The following is a 12,075-nucleotide window of genomic DNA, read 5'->3' as shown; positions in this document are numbered from 1 at the left end:
GTGCCCAAGGTGGCTCACCCTGGCCAAGGTGGCTCACCTTGGCTCTTGGTGGCTCACCCCGGTTCTGAGCCGCCCTGTTTACAACCCTCGTTTTCTGGTAACACCGGGTTTTCTCGCTCTTTTGGTATCTGCTGATCCAAAACCTTCGGCGCCATATTGCCGGGCCATTTTGGCAATGCGGTCTTCCAGGCTCTCGGTGGTTAGGCGTTCACGACCAAGGCTGTCAACCATTATTGGGAACGCGAAAGGTGTAGGGCGTTCAATGTGTTTTAAAATGATGTTTTGATTGGCAATACGTTGCAACGCCGCCCGCAATCTGAACTCCTCCAACTGAAAAGCCAATGCTTCGTTATAGGCCTGACGTACCAATAAATTATCTGGCTCATATTCACTGAATACTTCAAAAAGTAAGGACGATGAAGCCTGTAAATGCCGGTTACGCACCTGCTGGCCCGGGTAGCCGGTGAATAATAACCCGCCAATGTGGGCTATATCCCTGAAGCGGCGACGCGCCATTTCATTGGCATTTAAACTTTGCAAAATATCGTCTAACAAACCGTCGATAGAAAAAAAGGAAGTGTCTTCCAGTATTTCCTCAATTGGTATATCTTCATCTGTAAGTAATTCAAAACCATAGTCATTCATAGCAATTGAGAAACTGGATGGCCTGATGCGCGATATACGGTAAGCCAGTAGAGAGGCCATGCCTTCATGTACTAATCTTCCTTCAAACGGATAAAATAATAAATGGTGTCCTTCCCGTGATTTAAACGATTCGATCAAAAACTCATGACTTTGCGGCAAATGAGATAACTCCTGTTGTAAAGCAAACAATGGCGTTAAAGCCTTTACCTCTTCGTCCTGTTCTATACCATGCGCTACCTCGTCAAGTTTATCTCTAAAAACTGCCGATAGTTGAGAAGACAGCGGCATACGACCACCATTCCAACTCGGTATCATGCCTTTTTGCGCGGTTGACTTTTTAACATAAGCCGACATATCTTTCAATCGCACAAATTCCAAACTCCTGCCCGCAAACCAAAACGTGTCACCTGGTTTTAACTTTGATACGAAAGACTCTTCAACCGTGCCTAAGCTGCCCCCGCTTAACCATTTTACACGCACGCTCATGTCGCTGGTAATGGTACCAATACTCAGGCGGTGTCGCATGGCAACCCTGCGGCTGTTTACTTTGTATAAACCGTTTTCAAATTCAACCTTTAAAAACTCGTCGTACTGGGCAAGGGTTTTGCCGCCGTTCACAATAAAATCTAAAAGCTGGTTGAACTCGCTCCGTTTAAGGTCGGCAAAGGCGTAGGTGGTTTTAACCTCGTTAAACAGTTCATCGGCCCTGAATCCTTCAGAAACAGCCAGTGTAACCATATACTGTAGCAACACATCCATAGTGAGCAGCATCGGATCGCGGCTTTCAAAAATTTTGCGTTTCAGCGCCTCTTTAATTGCAGCGCCCTCAAGTAGTTCTAAAGAATGTGTAGGCACAAAATAAGCTTTTGATATAGCTCCAGGGTGGTGGCCGCTACGCCCGGCCCTTTGCATAAAACGTGCTACACCTTTGGGGCTGCCAACCTGTATTACCGTATCAACTGGCCTAAAATCAACCCCAAGATCTAAACTTGATGTACATACCACTACCTTAAGCGCTTCCGCATGGAGCGCCTGCTCTACCCAGTTTCGTAATTCATTGTCTAACGAACCATGGTGCATAGCCATTACGCCGGCGTATTCAGGGTAATTGTCCAGTATTGCATGGTACCATATTTCGGCCTGTGAACGGGTATTGGTGAATATCAGCGTGGTTTTGCTTTTGGCTACCAGCTCCATCACCTGCGCAATAAGCTTAACGCCAATATGCCCCGCCCACGAATAGTTCTGTATATTCTCAGGAATGACAGATTTGATCACCAGCTTTTTGTCAACATCCGCCCTTATCATTTTAACGTTCTCACGGGGGAAGTCTGTGCCTAACAACACATCTGCGGCTTGTTCCAAATTCCCTATGGTGGCGCTTATGCCCCAAATTCTTAAAGATGTAGAAAGGTGTTTCAGCTTTGATAACCCCAACTCTACCTGAACACCTCTTTTAGTGCCTAATAACTCATGCCACTCGTCTGTAACTAAAACCTGTAGGCTTTTGAAAATAGTTGGATAATCTTTTTGGGCGAGCATCAAATGCAAACTTTCGGGAGTAGTAAGTAGTACTTCGGGGAGTTTGCGTTTTAGTGCTGCTTTTTCTGCTGCGGAGGTATCGCCTGTGCGGGTTGCAATATTCCATGGCAACTCCAGATCATCGCAAACTTCCTGCATGGCTTTACGGATATCATTGGTAAGCGCGCGTAGTGGGGTTATCCAAAGCATTTGCAATCCGTTATTCTTTCGAGTCTTATAATCCGGATGTTTGTTGATAAAGTCTGCCAGAAAAGGGAGAAACAAGGCAAAAGTTTTTCCGCTGCCTGTAGGCGCGTTCAGCAAACCCGAATAACCTTCAAGGTAGGCTGCTTCCATGTCTTTTTGAAACTGGAATTGTCGCCACTTTTTTTGGCGGTACCATTGTTGAATAACTTTTTGGCCGGGCGTTGTCATTTTGATTGCTAACAAAATAACTAAAGTATTTGTTATGCGTAAATGAAGAAGTATTGTTTAATAATATTGGCATTTGCAGGCTTGGTTGCCTGCTCACCTCCCGATAAGCCGGAAAGTGCAAAAACAGAAGCCGTTGTAAATGAAGTTAATGATAGTTTGATGATAGTACCCGGTAAACGCATAGGTGATATGAAACTGGGTGAAGATATGCAAACCCTAAGTAAGCTCTCAGGAGATCCTGATGAAAGCGATGCTGCCATGGGTGGAGCAGCTTATACATGGTTTGCAAAGCATGATGCTGCCGGCTACCGTACAAGTGTTTACGGACACCGCAATATGGGTATGGCAGATGAAAATATTTTGCACATCAAAAAAGTATTAATAACAGATCCTAATTACAAAACAGCCGACGGCATCAATACCGGATTGCTGGCCGACAGCATTAGAAAAAAGTATTCGCTGGGGGACAGCAGCGTTTATAATGTTGAGCGCAAACCCAGAAGCTTTTATGCTGATTTAGCTAAAGGAATAGCTTTTGAAGTTGACCCGCTTACCAGGCGATGCACAGCCATCAGCATATTTGCGCCAAACGACACAGCTTCTGCACGTATTAATATGTATTAACTAACAAAGCCACCTTTTGGGTGGCCTTGTTGTTAAATTACGTTTACTTATTTCTTTTCGGGCAGCAGCGTTACTTTTATCAAATTAGCCGGATTAAGGAATTTGCTGGCAGCCTCTTTGGTACGGGCTATGGTTAATTGCTGCAGCATTTGCGCACGTAGCAACACCTTGTGCGGATTATCTCCGTTTTGCGCGGTAACGTTCATTGCGCTGCTCCAAAAGGCATTTTGGCGCATTTGCGATTGCGTAGATTTAGCCTCTTCCAGTATGAATGTGTTAAGTTCTTTCTGCAAAGCACCGGTCTGTTTGAACTTGTTTATTTCGTCCATTACAACGTTGGTTACTTTGTCAAGGTCTGCAACCGGGCATTCAATATCAATTGTAACCTTGTATCTGCTACTGGGTATCTTGCTGTAATTTGACCTTACACTTACCTGGCTGTTACCGGTTGTATCATTTAATCGTTGCGCAACTTTAAGATATAATACAGTTTCTATGGCATCCAGGTCAATATTGTTGGCATCATTATAATCATATGTTCCGCTAAATATCAACTGGCTTATGGCTTTATCATTTCTGCCCTTTGTGATAGTTTTGTTAACCACTCCTGATACCGGATGTACACCCAGATCTTTAAATGTCTCCGTTCCCGGTTTGGTTGGAAGCGAACCTAAATAGGTTTCAAGGAATGGCAAAATAGCTTCCACTGTAAACGAGCCGGTAAACGTAAATGTAAAGTTAGCCGCGTTAGAAAATCGGTCTTTATAAAACTGATATGCCCTATCTAAACTTGCTGTGTTAAGCTGTGGTATGATAGTGGTCATGCCGCGCTTGTTGTAGTTGCTTAATAGCGCAGCTACAGTATCCTGAAATATAGATATTTCGTCTGCGCCACGCAAAACCAAACTGCCCTTTGTTTGCGATATCAGCCTGTCCCACGCGGCTGCATCTTTGCGTGGCTGGGTAAAATACAGATGCATTAACTGTATCGCCTCGCCAAAGTCAGCTGCCGAAGAGAACCCGGCAAAGCCATGGGTAACATCGTTAATATATGGAGCAACATTCACGCCCTTATTTCGCAATATTCCTTCTAATTGGGTCTGGCTAAAACCTGCAACTCCGCTCATGCTTATCACCTTAGCAGCCAGATCTGCCGAAACATAATCCTGATCGGATGCAAGAGACGAACCACCAAAGGCAAAACCATTCAGAATGATCTGTCCTTGCTGAAACTGGGTTGGCTTCAGCAATACCTTAACGCCGTTTGATAAAACAACGTTAGTGACCATCAAAGTACTATCTGTAGTTATGCTGGTCACTTTTCCGGGAGTAGGAAGCTTTTCCATGAGCGGATTGCTCGCGTTATCTTCGTAAGCGGAGAGGTTGGCGCCTGCACCGGTAAACCATGAGCGTAAAGCCTGCTCGGTAGGTAATTGGGCTTTTTCAGCTTCAGGTGCCTGTATCAAAATAACCCTGTTCTGGTCAGTCAATAATTTAGCGGCAAGGGCATTCATTGCTGCCAAGTCTATTTTGCCAATGTTATCCAAATAAAAGTTGTACTTGAAGCTTGTGCCGGTTACTGCGTTACCAGATAAAAAATTGCGTTGATAATCAGTAGCAATATTTCCCGGTAAAATACGGTCGCGTTGCTCATACTCATAAGCAATTTGGGCAAGGCCGTTCTGCTTGGCACGTTCAAGTTCGGTTGCAACAAAGCCAAATTTGCGTATACGTTCAATCTCTTCGGCAAGTGTTTTTGTAGCTCGTTCAACACCCCGAGGGTCTGCAACAGCCATGGCAACAAATGCATCCTGTTTGCTGATGAAACTGCTGTAGCCAGCCTGAGCAAACATGAAAGGAGAATTGGATTGCTGTTTCAACTCTTCAAAACGCTGGGTCAGCATCTCGTTAAAAAGGTTGAGTTTTACATTCTCCATGTAGTTGGCTGTGGTTTTAACAACGGCCTGCGGATGTTTGATAATTACTTGTGTAACTACGTATGGAAGATCCTTATCGGTAGCAAATTGAACGGTAGTGCCGGCAACAGGTGCTATAGGGTACGCGATAATCGGCTTAGGGTTTGCCGGAGATTTAAGGTTGCCGAAAATAGTTTTGATCATGCCCTCAATCTTTTTCGCATCCACATCGCCAACTATTACAATGGCTTGAAGGTCTGGACGATACCAATCTGTATAAAAACTTTTTAATGCCGATGCATCAGCGGCGGCAATGGTAGCTTCTTCTCCTTTCGGATTGCGTTGCGCATACCTCGATTTGTTGAGCAAAACAGGTAATGCAGCATTGTCAAGCCGGGTTTTCATTAAAGATGAAGCAGCTTTTAGTTCGGCCAAGGCGGCATTTTTTACATCATTCACATCGGCAGCGTCAAAATTGACATTACCTGCCCAGCCGGCTAACAAATTCAAACTTTTATTTAAAACATCGGCAGTGTCGCCTGGTATGGTTAGGCGGTATACGGTTTCATCATAACCTGTCATTACGTTGGTATCAGGTTTGATGATGATCTTGTAATTTTTTGTAAAGGCAGAAAGGTCACTTTTACTGAAATTGGTTGTGCCCTTTAAAGCTAAATGACTTATCAGGTGAGCGTATCCGCGTTGCGCATCGGTTTCTTGTATGGAACCCGCTTTATTAATCAATAACAGATCTGCAACTTTTGGTACTGCTTTGGTGCTGCGTATGTAGTAGGTGAAACCGTTAGGTAGCGTGCCTTTAACTAATTGAGGATCTACAGGCAGTGTTTGGGCTGCTGACGTTGAAGCTGATGCTTGTGGCGCTATTTGCTGCGCGGGTGATACGGGCTTGCTTTTTGGCGAAGGTGTAGGTTTTTTCTTTACCTGGGCAAACGTTCCACTTGCGGAAACCAACAACACCGCTGCCGATAAAAAAAAGGTATGCTTGAAATTCATATCAAAGTTTAAAATAATTAGGGCTAAAGATGCAAAAACGAAAGGGTTAGGTAAAAATTATTTTTAACAGCGGCTTTTTTACAAATTGGCACTTAAACCTTTATCACAATTTTACGCCTGTACAAAATGTACATTAAACCCCATATAATAAACACCAATAACAGCCCGCTAAGCGCCGAGCCAACATACAACTGAAAGTAAGGTTCAAATAAAACTTTGTACAGGCTTTTACCACCAAAATAAGGCTTGTTAGTAATGTAGTGCGGAATGTAGCTTGACAGTACATAAGCAGTTATGGCATTTACCCCAAGTGGAACAAAAAATGTGGCAATATTTTTATGGCCGTGCACGTCTATCACCCAATAGCACAAAGCCAAAGTAACCGTAGCCCAACCGCCCGTATATAACACAAAGGAACTGGTCCATAAAGCTTTGTTAATAGGAAAGAACAAGCCCCACACTAAACCAACAATTATTGCTACTATACCATAAGTAAACAGCCAGCTTACTTTAACAGCATCGTCGCGGTCTTTGCGTTTTAACCAACTACCTACTCGTATACCAAACAAACAGGTAGCAATGGCAGGTAGCGTACCCAGTAAACCTTCCGGATCCCAGGTTTTTGATTCAGACCACAAGTGGTTGGTAGAGAACACCACCCGGTCAACCCAGGCGCCCATATTGGTTTCGGGGTCGAGGCTGGGTTTGCCGGTATCGGGTACTGGTATCCACACCATTACAATATAATAGCCTGTCAGCAAGACGGCAAAGAGCACATCCCGCGTTCTCTGGCTTGTTTTAATAAAGAGTACAGTGCCGATGAAATACACCACACCAATGCGTTGTAGTACTCCCGGAAAACGCAGATGCGCAAAACCCGGATGAAACAGCAATTGCGTTATCAGGCTTATGGCAATGAGTATCACCATACGCCTCAAGGCGCTCCACAGCATTTTTGAGTGATTGGTTTTTACCTCAGCTTTACTTTCCATGGCGTATACGACGGATACACCTACTATGAATAGGAAGAAAGGAAAGATCAGATCGGTAGGAGTGCAGCCGTTCCAGGCAGAGTGCTCCAACGGCTCATAAATGTGCCCCCAGTCGCCGGGATTGTTTACCAATATCATGGCAGCGACCGTTGCACCCCGAAATACATCGAGCGAGAGCAGGCGGGTTTTTGTAGCTACGGGCATTGTTTATTGGTTTAGGTAAAGCTACAATTTTATTTTAATGCCGATTACTGGTTTTAAGCGTTGTGCAGTGATGCACTTTTTAGCGAATCACTGCACAACGCAACGTTACTGATTTTACTCCAACACTACCTTTTGATGCTGATGTGGTATCTCTACGTGTGCAAAGCCGTTGGCTTTTAGCCTTTCAGCAAAATGCTGCTGTACCTCATATTCGCCATGTACTAAAAACAGTGTACGCACTTTAGTAGGGTCCTGGCATTTTAAAAAATGCAGCAAGTCCTCATAATCGCCATGGGCACTCATAGAGCGTATCTCCGCTACTTCAGCTTTTACATCATATTCATCACCAAAAATATGCACCACCTTTTCGCCACGCAGCAAACGCCCGCCTAACGAGTTGGGTTCGCAATAGCCTACCATTAAAATAGTGTTTTTAGGATTTTCAATAGCATATTTTATATGGTGCTTTATCCGGCCTGCCTCGGCCATGCCCGATGCTGAGATTACAACGCAGGGGCGGTCATCTTTATTTAAGGCGATGGATGCTTCGGTAGATGGCACAAAGCTTAATCCTTTAAAAGCAAACGGATCTGCGTCTATTTTCATCACTTCCTTAACGCCGTTATTATACACCTCCGGGTGACTTTTAATTACTTGCGTAGCTTTTTCTGATAGCGGACTATCCACATAATAAGGCACATCGGGCAATACGCCCTTCAGCTCCAGGCCGTTTAGAGCATATAGAAGCTCCTGCGTGCGGCCCACGCTAAACGCTGGAATAATGAGCTTGCCTTTTTTTACCAAACAGGTTTGCTTAATTATATCCAGCAAGGCATCTTCAATAGGGCCAATATCTTTATGTAATGAATCGCCGTAGGTAGACTCCATTAAAATGTAGTCGGCCTGCGGAAAACGCTGTGGATTTTTCAACAGCAGATCGCCATAACGGCCAACATCGCCACTAAAAGTAATACGCGTTTCCTTGCCATTTTCATTAATTACCAAATGCACAGCCGCGCTGCCTAAAATGTGTCCCGCATCAGTAAGATGAAATTTTATCTCGGGCGTAATGGCATAGTGCTCTCCATATTCAACTATTTTAAATAAACGGAGTGCCTCCATAGCTTGCTCATCCGTATACAAAGGTTCAAGCAGGGGCAGCCCTTTACGCTCGCGATGTTTGTTGCTGTACTCCACATCCTGCATTTGAATGTGTGCCGAATCCATTAATAGTATCCGTGCAAGGTCCATTGTAGCCGGTGTGCAAAATATGGTGCCTTTAAAGCCTTCGGCTACCAGGCGCGGTATCAAACCGCAGTGGTCAATGTGCGCATGCGACAGAATAAGGTAGTCTACCTTTAAAGGGTTAAAACCAAAATGTTCATTCAGGCCATCGGTATCTTCGCCTAATCCCTGAAACATACCGCAATCAAGCAGTATGGATGTGCCGTTATCAAGTTTTATTAAATGTTTGCTGCCGGTAACGTTGCGTGCAGCTCCGTGAAAAATTATCTCCATAAATAGGTATTGGATAGAAAGCGAAACTTAGGGCTAAATGTTTGCATTTTAAAATAACTAAAAAAATAGTTGTAAATTTCATTTCAAACTAATAAATTCGTTATAGATTTAACGAACTAAAAATTAACAATATGAGAAGATTAAAAAAAGCGGTTGCAATTGCGTTGGTATGTGCAACAGGACTCGCATTTAGCGCCAATGCGCAGTCAAAAAAGCCGGATGCACCTAAACCTCCGCAAAAAAAAGGAAATGTTTATACATCTGTAGATACTGCTCCTTCATTTCCGGGCGGGTTAGAGGCATTGGGCAAATACCTTGCGTCAGCAGTAAAATATCCGGCTGCTGATAGGGAGAATAACGTACAGGGAAAAGTATTTGTGTCATTTATCGTTGAAACAAATGGTAAAGTATCAAATGTAAAAGCCTTACGCGGACCCTCTAAAACATTAATTGCAGAAGGAGTTAGGGTGATGAAGGCTTCGCCTAATTGGGTAGCCGGTAAACAAAAAGGCAAGCCGGTAAGAGTAGAGTTTACAGTGCCGATCAACTTTGTAATGAATGAATCTTGAAAAATTAAAACCTAAGCTTTTATCTGTACAAATGCAACTTCAAATAAATTGGAGTTGCATTTGTCAATTTTAACTAATAAATTCGTTAACAGAATATTTAGCTAATACCCCGCTAATAAAAGTTAACTTAAAAAAATCATGGAAATTAAAGAACTGACACGCGCTGAGGAACAATTGATGCAAATTTTATGGCAACTTGAAAAAGGTTTTGTTAAGGATGTAATTGAATTACTGCCTGAGCCTAAACCAGCTTATAATACTGTATCAACCATCATCAGGATACTGGAGACGAAGGGGTTTGTGAGCCATAATGCTTATGGCAAAAGCCATGAGTATTACCCTGTAATAAGTAAAGAGCAGTATCAAAACTTTGCTACTGATAAATTGATGAGTGGTTATTTTGATAACTCGGTACAGCACATGTTCTCGTACTTTGTTAAAAAAGAGAAAATTGACCTTAAAGAGGCCGATGAGATACTCAAACTAATTGAGAAACTTAAAAGCAAATAATTGTTATGAGCTGGTGGCATTATTTATTGTTGGTAAACTTTTACCTGCTACTGTTTTTTGCCTTTTACGCGTTGCTTTTGCGACGTGAAACTTTTTTCCAGCTCAACAGAATATACCTGGTGGCGGCGTCGCTATTGTCTTTCGCCATACCACTTATACAAGCAGAATGGGTTAAGAATCTGTTTATTACTAAACAAGTCCAATCATCACTGTATAGTGCAGGAGCTGAGTTTGTAGTTTACAGCTCAAAATCTGTAGCTCCCTCTGTTACCATAGGGCATATGGTAACTGGTTTATACATAATAGTTACCTTATTTCTAACCTTGCGTTTGTTATGGCAGTTAATTGTGCTTAAAAAGCAAATTGAAAAGCCATCTCCTTCGGCTGCCTACTCTTTCTTCAAAAAAATAAGTTTAGGTAAAGAGGCAGCAGAACATGAGGCCATTGCTAACCACGAACAGGTACACGCCAAACAATGGCACTCGGTTGATGTAATGATCATTGAAACGGTAATGATCATTAACTGGTTTAATCCGGTGGTTTACCTGTACCGTTTTGCCATCAAATACATTCACGAGTACATTGCAGATATGCAGGTGATAAGCAGTGGTACTGACAAGGCCGACTATGCGCTGCTGCTGCTAAGTCAAACTTTTGATGTCCCGGTGCATCGTCTTGCTAATCCGTTTTACAGCCAGAGTATGCTTAAAAAGCGTATCATGATGCTGCAAAAAAGCAGGTCGCACCGAATAATGCTTTTTAAATATTGCCTGTCGGCTCCCTTATTTATATTAATGATGATACTTTCATCGGCAACGGTGAATAATAGTACCGCAGTAACAAGCATTAATAATGGTGTTAAAAAGGTTTTACAGGCTGATGTTGCCGAAGTAGTTGAGGGCATAAGCGACCACGCCGAAATTACCCCCGACGAGTTTAATGACGAGATTCCGCCACCGGTGGTATTGCCTGCAGTAAGCGCTAAAGGCTATTATGGTAATTACAACCTAAAGCAGGAAGCCTACAAGAATATGACGGTTGAAGAACTTGTGGCTGATAACAAAGTGTTTGTTTCGGTGGAGCAGGCGCCGGCATTTCCCGGTGGTTTACCAGCCCTTGGCAAATATCTGTCTGAAAACGTTAAGTACCCGGCTCAAAGCAGAGAGGATGGGGTACAGGGTAAGGTTTTTGTAACTTTTGTTGTAGAAGCCGATGGCTCACTTTCAGATATTCGCGCAGTGCGCGGCCCTTCTGCAGACCTGAATGCTGAAGGCGTGCGTTTGATCAGTAACTCACCAAAATGGGATCCGGGTGTTCAAAACGGAACTAAAGTAAGAACCCAATACACGGTGCCAATTAACTTCGTACTATCAGATGAGGATGCCTTGCCTAATGATAAAGTATTTACAAGCGTTGAAAAATCGCCTGAGTTCCCCGGTGGCATGGCAGCATTTGGACGTTATTTAACCAAAAACCTTAAATTCCCGGCAGAGATGCGCAGCAGGGGCTTACAAGGAAAAGTATTTGTGACTTTTATTGTGGGTGCCGATGGGCAGCTTTCAGAAATTAAGGCTTTAAGGGGGCCAAGTGATGAGTTTAAAGAAGAAGCCATTAGGGTTATTGCCAACTCGCCAAGATGGACACCCGGCTTTCAAAACGGGCGGTCGGTAAGGGTGCAATATACCATCCCTATTGATTTCAGAATAGCGTTTGACGATGCACAAACAAGCAATGCTTTTGGCGAAACTCCCGTTATTGCTTACGCACAAAAGCCGGGCGGCAGCAGCAACGTTAACAGCAAGCCTTTAATGTATGTTGATGGTGTGAAGTATGAATAAGCATCTAAAAATCAACAAAATGATTAAATAACTGGAGTTGATAAAAAAGCGCCCTGCAGGAATTTTTGCAGGGCGCTTTTTTGTGATCACCGTTGCACGGCTACATCAAATATAGATGTGAGGATGTTTTTTCCGTTGTGTTTAACCCAGATGTTTGACCATCCCGGTGAGTCGTATCCTAAAAAAATAACAAACGGTTCATATTCATTAAGCCCGGCAAATGCTTTGCCAATGTATTTAAGCTCAAGTCCTTCTACAAGTTTCTCTACAATACGCATAAAAAAATCAT

At 43.3% G+C, this 12,075-nt stretch carries 9 protein-coding genes; 4 read left to right on the top strand and 5 right to left on the bottom strand.

Annotation, left to right across the window (positions count from 1 at the left end; all coding sequences use genetic code 11):
• Positions 1-78 precede the first annotated feature (78 nt).
• Positions 79-2,601 (bottom strand): ligase-associated DNA damage response DEXH box helicase, encoded by a 2,523-nt coding sequence (locus tag CLV57_RS17110; protein WP_100342594.1) that lies wholly within the window; start codon positions 2,599-2,601, stop codon positions 79-81.
• Between the two features lie 42 nt (positions 2,602-2,643).
• On the opposite strand from CLV57_RS17110, the gene CLV57_RS17105 reads away from it, so the two are divergent.
• Positions 2,644-3,225: a hypothetical protein gene (locus tag CLV57_RS17105; RefSeq protein WP_100342593.1), complete on the top strand. Its 582-nt coding sequence runs from the start codon at positions 2,644-2,646 to the stop codon at positions 3,223-3,225.
• 47 nt (positions 3,226-3,272) lie between these two features.
• Here CLV57_RS17105 and CLV57_RS17100 read toward each other — a convergent pair whose 3' ends face one another.
• The 3 genes from CLV57_RS17100 to CLV57_RS17090 form a co-directional block, all read right to left on the bottom strand.
• The gene (locus tag CLV57_RS17100; protein ID WP_100342592.1) at positions 3,273-6,155 is read right to left on the bottom strand and encodes a M16 family metallopeptidase; all 2,883 of its coding nucleotides are present in this window, start codon (positions 6,153-6,155) and stop codon (positions 3,273-3,275) included.
• A gap of 92 nt (positions 6,156-6,247) precedes the next feature.
• Positions 6,248-7,351, bottom strand: a complete 1,104-nt coding sequence (locus CLV57_RS17095; RefSeq protein ID WP_100342591.1) for an acyltransferase family protein — start codon at positions 7,349-7,351, stop codon at positions 6,248-6,250.
• 114 nt (positions 7,352-7,465) lie between these two features.
• A complete protein-coding gene (locus CLV57_RS17090) occupies positions 7,466-8,869 on the bottom strand; it encodes an MBL fold metallo-hydrolase RNA specificity domain-containing protein (protein WP_100342590.1) in 1,404 nt (467 codons plus the stop codon).
• A 131-nt stretch (positions 8,870-9,000) separates the two neighbouring features.
• Between CLV57_RS17090 and CLV57_RS17085 the strand changes: the two genes are divergently transcribed.
• The 3 genes from CLV57_RS17085 to CLV57_RS17075 all read left to right on the top strand — a co-directional run bounded on the left by CLV57_RS17085 (position 9,001) and on the right by CLV57_RS17075 (position 11,786).
• Positions 9,001-9,438, top strand: a complete 438-nt coding sequence (locus CLV57_RS17085) for an energy transducer TonB (protein WP_100342589.1) — start codon at positions 9,001-9,003, stop codon at positions 9,436-9,438.
• A 138-nt stretch (positions 9,439-9,576) separates the two neighbouring features.
• Positions 9,577-9,948 (top strand): BlaI/MecI/CopY family transcriptional regulator, encoded by a 372-nt coding sequence (locus tag CLV57_RS17080; protein WP_100342588.1) that lies wholly within the window; start codon positions 9,577-9,579, stop codon positions 9,946-9,948.
• Between the two features lie 5 nt (positions 9,949-9,953).
• Positions 9,954-11,786, top strand: coding sequence for a M56 family metallopeptidase (locus CLV57_RS17075; RefSeq protein ID WP_100342587.1), 1,833 nt, complete (start codon positions 9,954-9,956; stop codon positions 11,784-11,786).
• Positions 11,787-11,872: 86 nt separating this feature from the next.
• On the opposite strand, the gene CLV57_RS17070 is transcribed toward CLV57_RS17075, so the two are convergent.
• Complete coding sequence (locus CLV57_RS17070) at positions 11,873-12,064, bottom strand: hypothetical protein (RefSeq protein ID WP_100342586.1); 192 nt, start codon at positions 12,062-12,064, stop codon at positions 11,873-11,875.
• Positions 12,065-12,075 lie beyond the last annotated feature (11 nt).

The sequence above is a fragment of the Mucilaginibacter auburnensis genome (genome assembly GCF_002797815.1).
Classification (GTDB): domain Bacteria; phylum Bacteroidota; class Bacteroidia; order Sphingobacteriales; family Sphingobacteriaceae; genus Mucilaginibacter; species Mucilaginibacter auburnensis.
Note: the sequence above shows the minus strand (reverse complement) of the source record. Positions and strands in the feature narration are given on the sequence as shown.